This is a genomic window from Vibrio hepatarius, assembly GCF_043642085.1.
GTDB classification, from domain to species: domain Bacteria; phylum Pseudomonadota; class Gammaproteobacteria; order Enterobacterales; family Vibrionaceae; genus Vibrio; species Vibrio hepatarius_C.
This window is the reverse complement of the sequence record NZ_JBHZSA010000002.1, coordinates 652,781-671,039: the sequence shown is the minus strand read 5'-3', so window position 1 is coordinate 671,039 and position 18,259 is coordinate 652,781. Positions and strand designations below refer to the sequence as shown.

Here is an 18,259-nt window from a genome sequence, read left to right as displayed (position 1 = left end):
GTAGCATGAAGTCGCGAGTGTGATTAGCTTTGTTTTTCTAGATACCAGTTACCTTTACAAGGACCGTTAGTCAGATACCAATTACCTTGAATTCTGTTCTTACTGACCGTGCCTTGGAAGCGATAATCCCATTGACGATTGGTGGCATACAGAACGAGCTCGCTGGTTTCTTGGTTGATCCATCCTTTTAGTGAAGTTCCGTTGTACGTTAGCGTGAGTTTCGCTAAGCCACCTTTAACCACTCCGGTCATGGTTGTTCTCTCGCAGAGGTTATTGCCAGTGACGTCAATGCGTCGACCTAGCCATTCGCCATCATGAACAGTTGAAACCACAAAGTCTGGTGTTTGCGGCAATTTAGGGAACGAATCTGGGTTACTTGAACCAAATAAACCTGTCTGCTGGCCATAAATAACAAACAGGCCGAAACCAATACCAATCAGCCATAAGCCTTTCTTTTTCATAGTGGTCCCTAATCTAAGATTTCAGTGGTTATTTCAGTTTTCACTGAGTTGGCGATAAAGCAATGCTGGTGGGAGAGGTGATGAAGCTTTTCTAGCTGCTGACGGCTTGGCCGTTTATCTCCTAAGAATACGATCTTGGGACGCAGTGTTACTTTGGTCACCGAGGTATAGCCGTGCTCATCTTCTTCCATAAGGCCCACTGCATGATCAATATAGCTCTCGATGACATAGCGCTGTTTGGCGGCGATACCGAGGAAGGTCAGCATATGACAACTAGAAATAGCGGCGATGAACGCTTCTTCTGGATCAACATTCTCCTCGACGGAGAGCGGCAGTGGAACCACATGTGGCGAAGAGGAAGCGGGGACAGTCACACCACCATCAAATTCCCAGGTGTGGCCACGACTGTATTGATTGTCACTGAAAGGCTCATGGTTTCCTTTGTGCCATTTAATAACAGCAGAATAACTAGACATATCATCACTCCTTGAATAGATACTGACATGCTACGGTTTTCACTGCGCAATGACGAGTGGTTATGTGTCGGCAGAGTACAAAAAGCGAAGTAAGTCTCAGGAGTGACAAGCCCTCGGTTAAAACCAAGAGCTTGAGTTAATGGTTATTTTCTAGAGAAGCTAGATTTCAAGAGTAGGGCGCGGTGCGCTGATTGTCCTACCGACAATACTGTAGGTGTTACGGCCGTTTTGTTTCGACTTATACAGCTCTCTATCTGCGAGGTTACACAATAGATTGAAACCCACATGTTTGCTTTCAACTTGCATGAAATTCACCGCGCCTATAGAGAGGGTCAAAAGCTGGCTACACGCCGACCTCGGGTTGGAAAGGCTTAGTGATTCAATAGATTTTTGCAATGTGAGTAGCTTATCCTCGATCTCTTGCAGTGATTGGTTGTCGCACAGTATCAAGAATTCATCGCCACCATAGCGGAAGAGATGATCATTGCTACTAGAGAATGTTGTTTTCATCGCCGCTGCCACTTCAGTTAGAGCACTATCACCCATTTGGTGCCCATAGAAGTCATTGAAGCCTTTGTAGTAGTCAATATCTATCATAATCACCGCTAGGTTATTCTGTCTGTTTGCCGCGTGCTGGGTTAGTTCTGGGCCAATAGTGTCGAGTTGATAGCGGTTATACAGTCCCGTCAGTGGATCCGTTTGTGACAGGACTTCAAGTTGTCTATTCACTTGCTGCAGCCGTTGTTTCTGCACATGGTTTTCTAGTGCAATGGCGATAAAGTTAGCCAATTGTTCGAATAGATTACGGTGGTACTGCTGATATTGGTCTGCCAGCCTGTGTTGAATCGACAGTACACCGAGTACGCGATTGCCAAGCGTGATAGGCGTCAATATGATCGATTGAACTGGCTTCGACCTGTCATAATGAATGCTATCAACCTTTTGGCGATCCTCTGCTGGCACCATAGAGTCAAACGACTCATCAACGATATGATTGAGGTGAACCGTGGTTTTGGTTTGTACCACATAGCTTCCGACGGAGTACTCTCGGTTACAGTCGATGGATGTGCTTTCAACAAAACCATCGCGATCGTAAAAGTAGTCATAGCTCAAGATTTGGGTGTTACTGTCATACAGAGCAATACCAAATTCGTCGGTTGGGAAAATAGCGCCAATCTTGTCGAAGATAAAAGGCAGTTGCTGCTTAATACTGTCCGAAGTCGCAATGTGCTGGCCAATTTCGGTGATCAAGCCAATGTGCTCTTCCATCTGAGCAAGGAGCAGGCGCTCTTGAGCAGCAGTGGATTGCTTCACATTGCTTAATATCGCCGAATACTCTTTGTCTTGAGAGCGTGCCAACGCTGCCTTGGTGGCTTTGTTCAGAGCTCCTTGTAGCGCAATGACCTCTGACTGGAGGCTATGCTTATCCGTAAGATGTATTAAGGTGCTGTACACAATTTCAAAGAAGCTAAAATTGCTGTTGGCGTCTATCTTTGACGTCAGCTCTCGACAAATTTGCTCTGCTCGCTCATCCAAGCCGTGCTTTTCTAAATATTGAGCAAAGTAGACCAGGTTTTCTTGGCGGTTATGAGTGTCAATGACTAACTTATAGAGCTCTTCAGCTTGCTCAAAATATTCGATAACGGTCTGTACAGGGAAACCCTCGTTAACGGACATCACTTGAGCCAAGTAACCGTTAGAGATTGCTTCCACGCGCGTATTGTTCATCGAGTTCGCTATCTGCTTTGCTTGCTTAATATATTTGACCGCTTCAGTTGACTGACCAAGATAGCCCAGTGCGTAGCCCATATTGAGTAAGCAAATAGACTGATTGACATGGTTACCAACCGTGCGAGCACTTTGCTCACCGAGTGACGCAAGCTTTAGCGCCGACTCGTATTGCTTTAAGCACAGGTGAAAGTCGCTAATATTGGTGTAGGCGAATGCTCGATAGTTGTTATCAAGAAAGCGGGTATTGTCCAATACATAGCTGTAGAGGTGATGGGCCTGATGGTAGTCTTCCCGATCCGCGTAAATGGAGCCCATTAGAATATGAACGTGAAGGCCCAGCAGCTTATCCGCCAACGTACAGTGGCTTAAACAAAGGTTGTATTGTGTGATGGCTTCATCAAGTTGATCGAGGCGATCATGCTGAAGTCCCGCAAGAAAGTGTTTGTGTGCAAGAGGGAGAGGGAAGTCATACTCTAGACAGATCGCTTCGATTGCGCTTTTTAGGCGAAAAAAACCTTCTACACCATAGTAGATTTGCATTTGTGCCAGTAAGGCTTGAATTTTTTGTAGTGCGGCTGATGACATCTCAACTCCTTTCTCGGAGTTGAGATTATACGGTATGGGTAGTCTAAATGTAAGTTTTGTTCAATTAAAGATATTTGTCGTGATTAGAACAGTGGCTTATTAAGTTATGGCTGCCCGGTATTAAAACTCCGAATCGACCTGAAAACTTAATCGTTCGCCGCTGTATGGGTGATCAAACTCTAAACGCTCGGCATGAAGATGAAGTCTATCTGCTTTTTCACCGTATAAGGTGTCACCAACCATAGGGATATTGAGTCCAAGGTGGTGGGCACAGTGAACGCGAAGTTGATGCGTTCTACCTGTTTTCGGGTATAGATATAACTTAGTTCGGTTGTCGATAGTAGAAATGGCTTCCCAATAGGTTTCTGCAGGTTTGCCATGCTCATAACAAACTAGCTGACGAGGGCGGTCTACAGGGTCGCCTCGCATTGGCAAACTGATCTCACCTTGAGCCTCCTCGATTACCCCATCAAGTAGTGCGACATAACGCTTCTTCACGCTGCGCGAAATGAACTGCTTTTGCAGACTCTTATTGGCGCGTTTGGTCAGAGCAAACACCAACAGGCCAGAAGTCGCCATGTCTAATCTATGAATCACAAAAGGCCCTTCAACGTCAGGGTAGCGTTGTTGCAGGCGCGTGTATGCCGAGTCAGTAATGGTTTTGCCCGGAACAGACAGTAGGCCTGAAGGCTTATTAACGACCACCATTGACTCATCTTCAAAGAGAATCTCAAGCTCTTTGTCTTCAGCCCAGTTCTCTTCTAGTGGGTTATCATCAACCATTAAGCCTTGCATCATGTGGCCTAGAATTGGCTGACATTTACTATTGCAAGACGGGTAGAACTTACCATGCTGCCTGATCTCTGATTTTGGCGAAGCACCCCACCAAAACTCAGCCAATGCCAACGGCTTAAAGCCATGCTTAAAGGCGTAATGTAACAGCTTAGGCGCGGCGCATTCTCCGGCACCCGCTGGTGGAGTCGGTGTTGCGGTTGGTTTGAAGATCGCTCTCAATGATTCTTGCTGGCCGTTAGCATTTAAGAATCGGTACTGTTCGAATAGCTTGTTTTGCAATGTATTAGACATCTGCTTGCGCTGGTCTTTCAGCGAGGTGAGTTCGTCTTCAAGCACATTCAGCTCTGATTCAATCTCGGCAATTTTAGCGTCCCATTCGAGCTTTAGGTATTTGAGAACGTTTTTTTCAGCCACGCTCTCTTTCCCAAGCTCAACGAGCAGTGAATCCACATCCGTTTTATCTAGCGTTTGTTCTGCAGTTTTTCGGCGCGCTTTACGCTCAGCACGGCTGGTAATCATCTGCGCTCGATGCGCTTGTTCTTCTGCTTGGTATTGCTCTTGTGCCGCTTTTAACGCTTCTCTAAGCTGTAGTAGTTTTGGTTCACATTCGAGCGACCTTACTTCATCACTGACTTGAGTGATTTCGGCTAGTTCTGAACGGAAAAAGCTCTGTTCCGCCAGCATATCAAACACAGGTGGAACAAAGCCCGGTAGCAAGTTTGAGTCTGCGATTTTTCCTGAGAAAGCTGACAAGTAACCGATCTCACCTTGCGCAGATTCAACTAGCAAAACACCAAACATCTTGCCTGTGCCATTGGCCGAGTTATCGAGTCCAAAATCGTGCTGCCACTCTTGCTGGTGCTTTAGGTGTTCTTGCAGTTGATTTGCTGCTAGTACACATAAAGGGTGCGCTTGATAGTAGAACGGAAAGGTGAACTTTTCTGGTAGTGAATAGTTGGAAATATCAGAGGCAAAGCGGATAAACAGGTTGTTAGGGTGGTGCATATAACTATTCACTACAGGTAAAATCAATTGGCGCTGATTTTACCTGTTTGAGGTGTGAATGCTACAAAGAATTACTAACGCGTGTACTCGGCATCTACACTGATGAACCAGTGTTGGACAGTGCCATCTTCACGCTCTACCCAAAGATCGTTATCAAAGTGCTTGATACGGCCTTTGACGGTCAAAGAGAGTTTGTTTTCGTCGGTGGTTTCAAATTGAATGAAAGGGTCAGAGGTGATCAAAAATGGTTCGGCGTCTTTTACGTCGCCATTGCTATCAATCAGGAAGAAATGATTGAGTTTGCCATCTTCTGGTTTAGTTGATAGAGCTTTATAGCCAACAATCTGAAAGCCGTTACCAATTGGTTTACTTAAAATTTCACTGCTGAGTCTGACATGTGTTGGAATAAACACCCAAGCAAGAAGAACAGAAATGGCAGAAACAATAGCACCGATGGAAAGGGTAAGTTTGGACATAGCTAGAAATTAGAAAAGCGAAACAGAGCGTTACTCTAGCATAAAGTGTCATTAGAAATGTGATCTTGATACGCTTAAACCTCATTGTTGTGCTATCGGGTGGAGTTTTGACCAATCTCTGAAGCATCCGCTACATTGCCACTTCTATTGCATATCTGTAATAATGCTCGCAAAAATAACACCTAATATTGCAGAGCAGCTTATGGCCAACTGGGAAGGGGTAAGTGAATTTGTTGGGGTAGCAGAGACCCAATCATTTACCGCCGCAGCAAAAAAATTAGATACTTCCGTCGCTCAGATAAGTCGACGAGTGTCTGCATTAGAAGAACGTTTAGCGGTTAAGCTTTTCAATCGTACCACGCGTAAAGTATCGCTCACGGAAGCGGGGCAGCTCTATTATCAACAGTGTAAGCACTTGGTTGAGGGCCTTGAGTTAGCTGAATTAGCCGTGACCCAAATGCAATCAACGCCAAAAGGGCTGCTTAAAGTGACGGCGCCGGTTACTTATGGTGAACAACACCTTGCTCCTCTACTTCATCAGTTTTTAGAGATCTACCCGCAGGTGAATCTCGACTTGATGCTCACTAACCAAAAGCTCGATCTTATTGAGCTTGGAGTCGATGTGGCGATTCGTCTTGGTCGACTGCAAGACTCCAGTTTTATCGCTAAGCGTCTCTCAAGCCGACAGCTTTACGTGTGTGCCAGCCCAGATTATTTAGACCGACTTGGTGAACCTCATACGTTATCAGAGCTGAGTAATCATCAGTGCTTAGTGGGTTCTGTGGAATATTGGCGCTTTAGAGATACCAAAGGTGAGAAGTCGATGCGAGTGTCCGGGCGTATTCACTGTAACTCTGGCTACGCACTATTAGACGCGGCCAAGCGAGGCTTAGGCCTTGCGCAGTTGCCTGATCACTATGTTCAGGAAGCGTTAGACTCAGGGGAGCTGGTGGAAGTTCTGACCGAATATCGTGATGAGAGAGAAGGGATATGGGCGCTCTATCCGCAAAATCGTAACTTGTCACCAAAAGTACGTTTGCTGATTGATTTCTTGGCGGAAAAACTAGGTTAACAATAAGGGGGAATAGTATTCCCCCTTAATTTTTGCGTTTTACGCTTCTTGTGCTTCGGCATCTTGTCGTTTGATCATTTTGTGGCCATCTTCTGCAACGCCTTGTTTCCAATAGCTGCTGATGTAGATATTTTCGCGTTCTACCTGCTTTTCATTTCTGAAGTATTGGCGCAGGGCGCGCATCGAATCAAACTCACACGCACACCAAACTGACGCACTACCATCAAGCCATTCTAGCTGGCGCGCTGATTCAGCAAGATCGTCTTGTTCAAATACCCAATGCACAGCAAGTTGCTCTGGTGCGTCGAAAGGTTGAATGTCTTGCTCAGAAACAACCTTCACGACGGCATAGCCTTTTGCATCACGAGGCAGTTGTTTGATCTTGGCTGATAGGGCTGGTAATGCGGTCATATCTGCCGTCATAAAGAACCAATCAGCTTCGGTGTTCATATCTTGAATCGCACCAGGACCAGCAATCGACATAGTGTCACCCACGCTTGCATCCATCGCCCAACGTGCTGCGAAGCCACACTGAAGATCTTCAGTAATATGCCTTACAAAGTCGACTTCGATAGTACCTGCTTGGGCATCAAACTGACGAATAGTGTAAGTGCGCATAACCGGTCTGTCGTCTGGGCCCATTGTCGATAGGTCAGTAGAGCCTGACGGGGTAAACAATAGCTTGATGTAACTACCTTCACAGTTGGCAGGGAACTCACGTAATGACTCTGATTGGAAAGTAATTCTCTGCATGTTTGGTGTGATGGACTCAGTAGCGACGACAGCAACTTGTTTTGGTGATGGCTTTTTCATATTACGACTCGATAATTGTTCTTGTTCGCATTTAGCTTAACAACAGAATCGTAAATTGAATAGCATTTTTAAACAAATTTACATTACTGACTATTTAGAACATCGGCAGGGTAGAACCCACTAGCAGTACCGCCATCGAAATATTGAACGCACGAACACGAAATGAATTGGTTAGCCAGCGTTGTAGCTCACGTCCAGCCAGAATCCAAAAGGTGCCCGATGGGTAGTTAACCAGTAGAAACGTTACTGAAATAATACCCAATTCAAACCAACCACCGCCGTTGCTGTATAGCGTTACCGAGCTTAAGGCCATTGACCAACCTTTAGGGTTGACCCATTGGAAACTGGCAGCACCAAAAAAGCTCATTGGTTTAAAATCTTCGACATCTTTTGCGCGGCCGCTCAATGCGATCTTTGCTGCTAAATAGACCAAATATGCCAAGCTAACGTACTTAAGCACGGTATGAGTAATGGGATATGCGGTGAAAACTGACGATAGGCCTAGGCCAACAATAAGAACCATAAAGGCAAACCCAAACGCGACACCGCTCATATGGGGAAGGGTGCGCATATAACCGACGTTAGCACCGGAAGTCATCAGCATTAAATTGTTTGGACCGGGCGTAAACGTAGAGACAAAAGCAAATAGCACCAGTGCGCTAAGCTGTTCGAATTCCATATTGATTTCCTTATGAGTTCAACGAACGCAAGATAATTGCGTGAAAAAGGGTGTTTTGACCGGTCACACTTATAGTAGGTGGATTTGTGAGCAATTTTATGCTTTTATTCGAACTCAAAGGGAAAATTACGCAATAAAGGATAGGCATGGACAGGTTTGACGAAAGAATATTGCAAGAGCTTAAAGTAGACGGAAGAATCACCAATGTAGAGCTTTCTGAAAGGATTGGGTTATCAGCCTCTGCAACCTTAAGAAGAGTCCAAGAACTTGAAAAACAAGGCGTGATCAAAGGTTATCGGGTACTTATTGATAGCAGTCAGCTTGGTGTTGGTTTCATTGCCTACGTCTCTATCGGCTTATCGAGCCACCGCAAGCAATCACAACTAGAGTTTGAACAACACGTCAAGTTCGTTGATGAAGTGGTCGAATGCCATAACATTACGGGCGCTAACGAATACCTTCTCCGGGTAGAGACTCGTGACTTACCTAGCTATAAGAAGTTTCACGCTGATGTTCTTGGCGAGTGTGAACACGTTCAATCGATCACCACCATGGTAGTGATGGACTCATCGAAAGACGAACGATAGCAAGTGAGTGAATATGCAGGCTAAATAGTACTATCTGTAATAATTCATACACTTAATCGCCATCTAATCGTAATGGATTAGCAATTAAAGCTTAATGCTATCCCTCTAATTTATCTCGCATCACACAGTTCGAGCACAGAAGCTCATTATAAATGCAAGGTAAATAAGATGAAAAAAGCAGCGGTAGCGTCAGCAGTATTTGCAGCCCTAGTATCAGGTTCTTCACTAGCAGCGACAGTTTACAAATCAGAAGGCACAGAGTTAAAAGTTGGCGGTCGTGCGGAAGCGCGTTTCAATATCTCTGACGAAAACGAATCAGCGACGGACAGCTCATTTGATGACAAGTCTCGTGCACGTTTTAACTTTGTAGGTAAAACAGAGCTATCTGACGGTTTGTACGGCTTTGGTAAATATGAAGCGGAAGTCGGTACAGACTCAAGCTCTACCATCAACAACCGTTACGTATACGCAGGTTTCGGTACTAACTTTGGCGAGTTCTCTTACGGCAAACAAGACTCTGCGCAGGTTCAGGTTACCGACTTCACGGATTTAATGAACACGTTTGATGAAGCAGCCGCAGACCTTATTGGTGCGAACAAAGACAAGCGCGAAAACAACTTTGTTTACTCCGGCAACTTTGAAGCGCTAACCGTTAAAGCGAACTACATCGCATCAGACCAAAAAGATAACGACAGCTTCGGTCTGTCTGCGGTTTACGGTTTTGACTTTGGTCTTGACCTAGGACTTGGCTACACAACTCAAGATCAAGGTGATAAGTCTGAAGATCAGGTCAACCTTGGTGCGAGCTTCAAGCTAGACGCATTAACGCTCGCTGCAATCTATGGTGATGGTACTGTAGTAACGGCAAACCAAGAGTTCGATGCGAATATGTTCGAGCTTGGCGCAAAATACAAGCTAGGAAAAACCTCGCTAATCGCCGTGTACAACTACCAAGAAGTCGATAACACAGACACAACGGATCACATTGCGCTAGAAGTGGAGCACAAGTTTAACGGTAACCTTCGCACGTACGTAGGCTACATGTTCCAGCAGCTAGACAATACAGAAGACGAACTACAAGCGGGTATTCGCTACGATTTCTAACTCGAACTGCCTGAAGTTCAGCTAATTGGCCAAGCATTGCTTGGCCTTTTTTTGTTTTGGGTCAAAGAGGGATGGAAGCATATGTTTTATAAATCGGTTGCATATGGAATCTAGGGCATAACAGCGCACGCAAACGGTTAAAGAAAAAAATCCAGATTTTTTAAGTGGTTGTTTGTCATTTCGGCTGTTATTTGTGCTAGACTCCGCGCCCTTTATGTTGTGGGAATATTCCCAGATCAAGGATGAAATCAAACAAAACTTGATTGAGAAAAATAATGCAATTATCGCTTAAAAACTTGTCTATTCGAACGCAGGTCTTGGTACCTGTACTATTTACCACTTTCGCGCTGTTAATCGCTCTTTGGATTACTAAGAATAATCTAGAAGCAGAGCAAGAGATCATCTCTTCAAACACAGACTCATTAGTGTTCTATAAAGATAAACTGGCTCATATTGATGACCAAGTATACCCATTACGAATCAGTGCGGTTTACGCGATTTACGATTCGTCGCGCCGTGATGTTTTTCTGAGTGAGTTAAAAACTGGCTTATCTCAAATTCAGAAAGACCTAGATATGATGGCGCGTCGCGCCACTTTCCGTGAAGATGTTAATGGTGTGCGCCGTGCTATTGAAAACTACGTCCAGTTCTCTAACCGCGCGGTTGAACTGTTTTCACGTCGTGACCAAGGTTCGGTAAGCGAGCAGGAGTACTCAAACTTTATCACTCAATACCGTGATTCTGGCAACCAGATGGTTGAAAGCATCAATAAGCTATCTGCGAAAGTAAATACGTTCGCTTCAGCTGCAATGGATAACAGTGCAGTACAAAACGCAAAGGTACAAAACCTTGCGATGATTCTTGTACTTTCTGTTCTAGCTATTTCGCTACTGGTTGCTTGGGTACTATCAGGTATGATCGTGACGCCAATTCAACGCTTACAAGAAGTGATGCGTAAAATTGCTGCGGGCGATCTATCTGTACGTGCTGACGTAGATGGTGACAACGAAATTGCACACCTGAGCGAAGATGTGAACGAAACAGCTGAAAAACTTCATGCAACAGTTAACGAGCTAACGCGTATCAGTGAAGAGGTGGCTTCAGCATCGACAGAACTGGCGGCAGTAATGACGCAAGCTCAAGCCAACGCACAGCAAGAACTGGCTGAAATCGAACAAGTGGCTTCTGCAGTTAATGAGCTATCAAGCACAGCAGATAACGTGAGTGACAACGCGCAACTAGCGGATTCAACAGCGCGCGAAGCAGACCAACTTGCAAAATCTGGCCTAGATATCTTTGAAGAAAGCAACCAAGCAAGCGCTCAAATGGGCCAAGCACTTAATGAAGCGGCTACTGTTGTTCTAACGCTAAAAGAGCAGTCAGAGCAAATCAACGACGTGATTGAAGTGATTCGTGGCGTTTCTGAGCAAACTAACCTGCTAGCACTGAATGCTGCTATTGAAGCGGCGCGTGCGGGTGAGTCTGGACGTGGCTTTGCTGTGGTAGCGGATGAAGTTCGTATGCTTGCAGCGCGTACTCAAGAGTCTACTGGTGAAATCCAAACGATCATCGAAGAGCTTCAGAAGCAATCTGGTCTAGCAAACGACAGCATGCAGTTAAGCCTAGAGATGCTAGATAAGAACAACGAGCTAGCACTGCAAGCAAACAGCGCACTACAAGGTATTACAGAGTCTGTTACTAACATTAACGACGCTAATACCCAAGTTGCAACAGCGGCAGAGCAGCAATCACAAGTGACTCAAGACATTAACCGCAATGTGGTGAACATGTCTGAGCTTGTGAATCAAAACGTTTCGGGTATTTGCCAAAGCGCAAGCGCAAGTAACGAACTATCAGCACTTGCAGAGAAGCAGAAAGCACAGCTAGCTTTCTTCAAACTGTAACGCTTTAACGAAAAACAAGAGCAGAAGTCGGTAACGGCTTCTGCTTTTTTTGTATCTCGATTTTGTGCCTTGAAGGGCAAAGCGAAGAAAAACGTTGTTGAATGTCTAAAAATCAACCAAACAGTACTTATTTTTGTTATTTAGTGATGAGTCTAAAGGGGCAGTTTTCGGTGATATTTTCGTGTTTTCAGGTAAAAAACGGTTCGTTTGGTCAATATACTTTCAATAGTGAGACGAAAAGGATTGCGCAAACGTTTTACATGAATTGAGCTAAGTGATTGTTTTGAAGGGGAAAGTATTGAAAATAGAAAGAGTTGCGGTGGGTTAGGTATGCAACTTAACCGGACTGTATCACAAAAAAATTGAAAATATCAGTCTTGCGAGAATTAAATCGCGACCTATAATGCTGAAAACCGGAGCGTCTGCCAACGCTCCGGTTTTTTTGTGTCCGAAACTCAGTAAAGCGTCTGCCAACGTTTACCGAAAACGCACGACACGTAAATTTGATTACAGGAAAATTTATCATGCGTATCGAACAAGAACTTAAGTTAGGCTTTAAAGATGTACTATTCCGCCCGAAGCGTTCTACTCTTAAAAGTCGTTCTCAAGTTGAATTAACCCGCGAGTTTACATTCAAGCACAGCGGCCGTCAATGGTCTGGTGTACCTGTAATCGCTGCGAACATGGATTCGGTAGCAAGCTTTGAAATGGCAGCTGCATTGGCTGAACACGGTGTTATGACAGCAGTACACAAGCACTACACAGTAGAGCAGTGGGCTGACTTCGTTAAGAACGCAGACAAGAAGACACTAAACAACGTATTCGTTTCTACAGGTACGTCTGACGCTGAGTTCGAAAAAACTAAGCAAATCATGGCGCTATCTGAAGAGCTAATCTTCATCTGTATCGATATCGCGAACGGTTACTCAGAGCACCTAGTTGAATACGTAGAGAAAGTTCGTGCAGAATTCCCGAACAAAGTTATCTCTGCAGGTAACGTCGTAACTGGCGACATGTGTGAAGAGCTAATTCTAGCGGGCGCAGATATCGTTAAAGTAGGTATCGGCCCAGGTTCTGTATGTACAACACGCGTTAAAACTGGTGTTGGTTACCCGCAACTTTCTGCAATCATCGAATGTGGTGACGCAGCACACGGCCTTGGCGGCATGATCATCGGTGACGGTGGCTGTTCATGTGCAGGTGACGTTGCTAAAGCATTCGGCGGCGGCGCTGACTTCGTAATGCTAGGCGGTATGCTAGCAGGTCACGAAGAGTCAGGCGGTGAAGTCGTTGAGCAAGATGGCAAGCAGTTCATGAAGTTCTACGGGATGTCTTCTCAGTCTGCTATGGCTAAGCACTCTGGTGGCGTAGCTAAGTACCGCGCAGCTGAAGGTAAAACCGTTCTTCTGCCATTCCGCGGCACAGTACACGATACAATTTCTGACATCCTTGGTGGTGTACGCTCAACGTGTACATACGTAGGCGCAGCAAAGCTTAAAGAGCTAACTAAGCGTACGACTTTCATCCGCGTACAAGAGCAAGAGAACAACGTATTCGGTAAAGAGTAATCTGACGATTATTCGGAAAATACGAATTAATGAGAGCCGCTGATTGCGGCTCTTTTTTGTACAGAACCCCCAGCTAGGCTGGGGGTTCTGTACAGCTTACAGCTACAAGTTAAATAACCCCTTTCAATTTGATAAAAACGTCTTGTGGTCTGGCAACTGCAAGAGTTAATTAAGAATTGAAAGGGGGTACCAATGGGGGACGAAAAGAGCTTAGCGCACACGCGATGGAATTGTAAATATCATGTAGCTTTTGCGCCTAAGTACCGAAGGCCGGTGTTCTATGGTGGCTTTGTTGCGTAATTCGAGGGAACTAAATCAGACACTTACGATCTGGTCGGCTAAGTAAGTTAATTACCCTAGTCTCATGCCGAAACCTCGCTACAAAACAACGAACTGGAAACAGTACAACAAAGCCCTAATCAACCGTGATTCACTCACTTTCTGGATTGATGAAGAAGCCATTCACAAGTGGAAGCAGAGTAAACAAGGTAAACGTGGTAGACCTCGTCAGTTCAGCGACTTAGCTATTACCACTGCGCTTATGGTGAAACGAGTTTTCTCAATGCCGTTGAGAGTATTGCAAGGGTTTATCGATTCTGTTTTTTTTTGGCTAACGTCCCTATAGTCTGTCCACATTACAGTTGTATCAGTCGAAGAGCTAAGCAAGTCGAGGTTTCATTTAAACCAAAGACTAGAGGTGTAATACAGCATTTAGCCATTGATACGACAGGTCTCAAGGTTTATGGCGAAGGTGAATGGAGGGTCAAGAAGCATGGCACTGACGGGAAGCGACCGATTATCTCACATTACACAGCAAATAAGTTATAGCTTTTTTGGAATGTGTATTGGCTTTGTTTCCTAAATCAGGGAACTAACTCATTAACCGAAGATCTGATCAGCTAAGTTCACTCAAATACTTAGATCAATGGCCAAGCCTCGCTACAAAACAACTAACTGGAAGCAATATAACCAAGCTTTAATCAATCGTGGTTCATTGACGTTTTGGATTGATGAAGAGGCAATCCAACACTGGAAACAGGTCAAGCAAGGTAACCGTGGCAGACCTCGTTTGTTTAGTGACTTAGCCATTACGACGGCTGTTATGGTCAAACGGGTATTTTCAATGCCGTTGAGAGGCCTGCAAGGATTCATCAATTCTGTTTTCAAGCTTGCTCAACTGCCATTGTCATGCCCTCATTATTCATGCATTAGCAAGCGAGCCAAAACGGTCAACGTCGCGTTCAAGCCAAAAACTAAAGGAGCTATCCAGCATTTAGCCATTGATGCGACTGGTCTGAAGGTCTACGGCGAAGGCGAATGGAAAGTCAAAAAGTATGGCACTGATGGGAAGCGTCGAGTCTGGAGAAAGCTACATTTAGCGGTCGATACAAACACGCATGAAATCATTGCCGCTGAATTAAGTTTATCGAATGTAAGTGACGGAGAAGCACTTCCAAACTTACTCAAACAGACTCGCCGAAGAATCAATGAAATATCTGGCGATGGTGCTTACGACACAAGGTTGTGCTACGAAGCTATTCGCCTCAAAAATGCTGTTCCGCTTATTCCTCCGAGGGAAGGCGCAGCCTTCTGGGAGCAAGGTCATCCCCGCAATCTAGCGGTCGGCTGTCAGAAGCTATATGGTTAAAATGAGCATTGGAAAAAGAAGTACGGCTACCATAAACGTTTGCTCTCAGAGACGGCGATGTTCCGTGTGAAGAAAACTGCTCAGCGGTACATTAAGTTTAAGAAGTTACAATGCGCAGGTTGGTGAGACTTACGCCATGATAAAAGCGTTAAATAAGCTGACAGGGTTAGGTATGCCTAAAACAGTAGTAATAGCCTAACAACTAGTCATTTTAGGCGCGTTTTTAACTAAAACCGAGTAAGGAAACAAAGCCATGTGTATTTATAGACACAAACAATACGAGGTGGTCTATGAATCAATTACTATGAAGATTGTCTCTAATATGTGTAAAAAAAACAGATAGTTAAGATTGGTTCAGAGTTGTTTTTTGTAAATAGAGCACTTGAATATCGATATGTTTTAAGCACGGGTGTTAAATTTTTGTTGGTGATGCTAATCGGACGGTAGGTCCATTTTGTAGTATGAAGTTAATGTTAAAGCTATCAATGGTGTGCTATGAATGGAAAAACATCCGAGAACTTAATTCATTTATTAATAGTTAAAAGACTTTCACCTGAGAACATAGGTCATTTTTTAGCGATTGAACTTTTTGACATCACACTTAAGGATAGAATTAAAATATATGCTCTTAAAGAGCAGGGGCATAGTGAGGGAGAGTCACGCAAGTTAGTACTAAGCGATAAAGAAAAACAACTTTATATAGATGTGAAAAATGGAAGCTTTGATAGAAGGTTTGAACATTACTTTAGACCAAGGCATGAAAGTGGAAGGGAGAATTATCTTTACACTCCGACAGTTATGTAGGAAAACGAGTGTGTGTTTGTTAGCATGCTTGGATTGTTGGTGCGTGTCGTGCTAACGGCTTTCAGCTAATTTATGTAATAATGTCATTTGATGTTTATTTACAATAAATGATGATGGTTTTTAAAGATATATTACATCAATGGACTGAGGATAAAGAGCTCTCACGAAAAGAGCTGATAGCATTGCTTCAATTAAAAGACTATTCAAATTTCCAAGGGGTGGACGCGATAACTTTATCAAGGTGGTTCAATGGTAAAAGTGTTCCACCTATTGAAAGGCAGTTAAGGATAGCTTTGTGCCTAGAAGTAGATCTGGTAAAATTTATTTTATCTGTTGAAAATAAAGGGGTTTCTCACAAAGTCGCCTTTGCCTTAAAGGAGCTTGAAAGAATCATTGACCAATCAATGAACGCATTATCTTATCTCAAGTTAAGTTCAGTTAGGTGTGAGGTGCATTCAATTCAGTACGACGACTATGTGAGAATGTTAGGGGACTTTTATCACAACATATCTGCTATCAATGCCCTAAGAAAACTGATTGTAAAAAATAAGGATTCTATGAACTATGAAGTTTTCTTACTCAAAAACTCAGATGGTGGAGTCGTAGGTCATTGGTTGGCATTAAGAAAGATTGATTTACTCAAAGAACTCGATGTGTTTTCTGGCTTGGATGAAAAAGAAATTGAAGAAGGGATATTATTAAAGCTGGCATATTTCAATAATACTCGTCAAATGTTCGAACTGATTGTTGTTGCTATCAGTTATTATTTGACTACTATGAATAAGCCAAACAAAAGGTATGCCTACGTGCATTTGATGAGCTACCCAATACTAGAATTTACGAAGCAAATTTATGGTGCTGAAGAGTTAAAGTTCTATCCTCCAAGGGGTGATGATAACAACGGTGTTTATCTAGTGCGGATTGATATTATAAAGGCGATAGCAAGCCCAGTAATTTTTCCTCTAGTCAAGGAAAGGCTAACGTGCTTATCCACTTGTTATAAAGATGCTTGTAACAAATGTAACTTGATTGAGCATGTTATTAGCCAATATTCTTGAATCCTACACAACAGCTTCATAAAATACACTCTTTATCTTACAAAGGAAGTTGCTGAAAACTAAGTGCGAGCTTGGCTTTGTCTACCATGAGTAGCTTCCGTCCCCACTCCAACACACATGTTTAGTATGTAACACAATAATGCACTGCGATTGATGTTATATTGGCCTGTGGTCACTGTCTTATTTTTGATATCCGAAAATGGCAATCAATATGCTTCTCAAATTAGAGCGCATCTATGCTATGATAGAGAAACTCATAAGATTAGTCTGATTACGTGAAGCAAGATAAAAGTTAAGGGGTGATTAGAGTGGAATTTAGTGATTTCCTTAAAAAAGTGATATTGGCTAATACGTCTAGAAGGGAGTTGTTGACGGGGCTTCAATTAAAGTATGTGGAGTTTAATGGACTTGATGAAATAACCTTAAGTCGCTGGGTTAACGGCAACACTTCGCCGTCGTTATATCGTCAGTTGTTGATAGCTGATTTTGTCGACGAAATGCCATTTTATTTGGATTCATGTATGACTCCAATGCCAAGTGGAAAGGCCATTCGGCAATTTGAACAATACTCCGAACAGTTTGATTCAGTCTATCATCGAATACGAAACCCTAATTGCGGTGACAGTTTGTATTTTTTGAGAGAAGAAAACACCAAATGCCGTTATTTGTTTTCTTATGTATTTCAGTTTTCAACTCTGAAGGCATTACAAGAGAAGTTAGACATGGCAGGCATAGGTATTGAGCTTAATGTCTTTTACATTGGACAAAAGAATTGTGCGGAGTCATGTTTATTTTTTCATGACAGTGCAGGCGAAGTTTTGAGTACGGCAGGTGTAGATTTTGATGCACGAAACAGTGTGTTGTTTGGTGTGTCTTTTTTTAAAAATAGTGATCACTGTGAGATAATTAGTTCTTTTGCTTTTAACCATTTGTTACGCAACTTCTTTGATCGGAAAAAAATTATTTTTACAGTAAGAGGAAGTGCTGGCATGCAGTATTTCGAAAAAATTGGTGGGGAGTTGATCGCTAGTAAGAAAAACCACGAGTTAGGAAATCTTTATCTATATAGTTTTGAAACTGAGAAATTATTTAGCAATGTGATTGTTTTGACCTTAATAAAACAACATAACAGATCTTATAAGAAATATTTTGAAAGGCTTAGTAGTTCGGGGGTTTCGTTAGGTACTCTTAAATTAGGCTTTTAATAGCCCTCGTTTTATATAACTTTATTAAGATTGAGTGCTTAGGACATTTAATATAAACTCTCTTTCTTCATCATTTATAATTCGTTTGTTAAATTCTGGAGCTTTGACTCTTAATTCAGCTTGGATAAACTTTAATATATTTGATAGTTCATTATGATCTAAGTTCGTTAACTGGTTTTGTATGTTAGTTAGTTTAGATGGTTTCATTTTGACCTCCTATAATGAGTGTGCTTAGATTATCTACGAGTAGCTGTGTCAATTGTAGGCGTTGTTGTGTTATTACGGTTG

Annotated in this window: 16 protein-coding genes and 3 pseudogenes; 11 read left to right on the top strand and 8 right to left on the bottom strand. The window is 43.2% G+C overall.

Annotated elements, in window-relative coordinates; translation table 11 throughout:
* Window positions 1-23: 23 nt before the first annotated feature.
* The 5 genes from ACHUFZ_RS06035 to ACHUFZ_RS06015 form a co-directional block, all read right to left on the bottom strand.
* On the bottom strand, window positions 24-461 hold the full coding sequence (locus tag ACHUFZ_RS06035; RefSeq protein ID WP_394126340.1) for a hypothetical protein: 438 nt from the start codon (window positions 459-461) through the stop codon (window positions 24-26).
* A gap of 8 nt (window positions 462-469) precedes the next feature.
* A complete protein-coding gene (locus ACHUFZ_RS06030) occupies window positions 470-937 on the bottom strand; it encodes an OsmC family protein (protein ID WP_394126339.1) in 468 nt (155 codons plus the stop codon).
* Window positions 938-1,096: 159 nt separating this feature from the next.
* Window positions 1,097-3,253, bottom strand: a complete 2,157-nt coding sequence (locus ACHUFZ_RS06025; protein ID WP_394126338.1) for a diguanylate cyclase — start codon at window positions 3,251-3,253, stop codon at window positions 1,097-1,099.
* Between the two features lie 120 nt (window positions 3,254-3,373).
* Window positions 3,374-5,053 (bottom strand): RluA family pseudouridine synthase, encoded by a 1,680-nt coding sequence (locus ACHUFZ_RS06020; RefSeq protein ID WP_394126337.1) that lies wholly within the window; start codon window positions 5,051-5,053, stop codon window positions 3,374-3,376.
* Window positions 5,054-5,127: 74 nt separating this feature from the next.
* Window positions 5,128-5,529 carry a hypothetical protein gene (locus tag ACHUFZ_RS06015; protein ID WP_134837039.1) on the bottom strand — a complete coding sequence of 134 codons (402 nt, stop codon included), beginning with the start codon at window positions 5,527-5,529 and terminating at the stop codon, window positions 5,128-5,130.
* A 202-nt stretch (window positions 5,530-5,731) separates the two neighbouring features.
* On the opposite strand from ACHUFZ_RS06015, the gene ACHUFZ_RS06010 reads away from it, so the two are divergent.
* Entirely contained in the window at window positions 5,732-6,601 is an 870-nt protein-coding gene (locus ACHUFZ_RS06010) for a LysR family transcriptional regulator (RefSeq protein ID WP_394126336.1), read from the top strand.
* A gap of 39 nt (window positions 6,602-6,640) precedes the next feature.
* On the opposite strand, the gene ACHUFZ_RS06005 is transcribed toward ACHUFZ_RS06010, so the two are convergent.
* Together ACHUFZ_RS06005 and ACHUFZ_RS06000 are read right to left on the bottom strand one after the other, a co-directional pair.
* Window positions 6,641-7,414 (bottom strand): siderophore-interacting protein, encoded by a 774-nt coding sequence (locus tag ACHUFZ_RS06005; protein ID WP_394126335.1) that lies wholly within the window; start codon window positions 7,412-7,414, stop codon window positions 6,641-6,643.
* Window positions 7,415-7,508: 94 nt separating this feature from the next.
* On the bottom strand, window positions 7,509-8,093 hold the full coding sequence (locus tag ACHUFZ_RS06000) for a LysE family translocator (RefSeq protein WP_394126334.1): 585 nt from the start codon (window positions 8,091-8,093) through the stop codon (window positions 7,509-7,511).
* 146 nt (window positions 8,094-8,239) lie between these two features.
* Here ACHUFZ_RS06000 and ACHUFZ_RS05995 point away from each other — a divergent pair, with 146 nt between their 5' ends.
* The 10 genes and pseudogenes from ACHUFZ_RS05995 (at window position 8,240) to ACHUFZ_RS05950 (ending at window position 17,971) form a co-directional block, all read left to right on the top strand.
* Window positions 8,240-8,680, top strand: coding sequence for an Lrp/AsnC family transcriptional regulator (locus ACHUFZ_RS05995; RefSeq protein ID WP_394126333.1), 441 nt, complete (start codon window positions 8,240-8,242; stop codon window positions 8,678-8,680).
* Window positions 8,681-8,848: 168 nt separating this feature from the next.
* Window positions 8,849-9,784, top strand: coding sequence for a porin (locus ACHUFZ_RS05990; protein ID WP_394126332.1), 936 nt, complete (start codon window positions 8,849-8,851; stop codon window positions 9,782-9,784).
* Window positions 9,785-10,059: 275 nt separating this feature from the next.
* Entirely contained in the window at window positions 10,060-11,688 is a 1,629-nt protein-coding gene (locus tag ACHUFZ_RS05985) for a methyl-accepting chemotaxis protein (RefSeq protein WP_394126331.1), read from the top strand.
* A gap of 524 nt (window positions 11,689-12,212) precedes the next feature.
* The gene (locus ACHUFZ_RS05980) at window positions 12,213-13,256 is read left to right on the top strand and encodes a GMP reductase (RefSeq protein WP_394126330.1); all 1,044 of its coding nucleotides are present in this window, start codon (window positions 12,213-12,215) and stop codon (window positions 13,254-13,256) included.
* A 192-nt stretch (window positions 13,257-13,448) separates the two neighbouring features.
* A pseudogene (locus ACHUFZ_RS05975) lies at window positions 13,449-13,541 on the top strand (IS200/IS605 family transposase); the annotation flags it as partial.
* A 79-nt stretch (window positions 13,542-13,620) separates the two neighbouring features.
* Window positions 13,621-14,054 (top strand): annotated as a pseudogene (locus ACHUFZ_RS05970) (IS5 family transposase); the annotation flags it as partial.
* A 127-nt stretch (window positions 14,055-14,181) separates the two neighbouring features.
* Window positions 14,182-15,103, top strand: a pseudogene (locus ACHUFZ_RS05965) (IS5 family transposase).
* A gap of 296 nt (window positions 15,104-15,399) precedes the next feature.
* Complete coding sequence (locus ACHUFZ_RS05960; protein ID WP_394126329.1) at window positions 15,400-15,708, top strand: hypothetical protein; 309 nt, start codon at window positions 15,400-15,402, stop codon at window positions 15,706-15,708.
* A 107-nt stretch (window positions 15,709-15,815) separates the two neighbouring features.
* On the top strand, window positions 15,816-16,766 hold the full coding sequence (locus ACHUFZ_RS05955) for a helix-turn-helix domain-containing protein (protein WP_394126328.1): 951 nt from the start codon (window positions 15,816-15,818) through the stop codon (window positions 16,764-16,766).
* 308 nt (window positions 16,767-17,074) lie between these two features.
* Window positions 17,075-17,971: a hypothetical protein gene (locus ACHUFZ_RS05950; RefSeq protein ID WP_394126327.1), complete on the top strand. Its 897-nt coding sequence runs from the start codon at window positions 17,075-17,077 to the stop codon at window positions 17,969-17,971.
* A gap of 24 nt (window positions 17,972-17,995) precedes the next feature.
* Here ACHUFZ_RS05950 and ACHUFZ_RS05945 read toward each other — a convergent pair whose 3' ends face one another.
* Window positions 17,996-18,178 carry a hypothetical protein gene (locus ACHUFZ_RS05945; RefSeq protein ID WP_394126326.1) on the bottom strand — a complete coding sequence of 61 codons (183 nt, stop codon included), beginning with the start codon at window positions 18,176-18,178 and terminating at the stop codon, window positions 17,996-17,998.
* Between the last annotated feature and the right edge of the window lie 81 nt (window positions 18,179-18,259).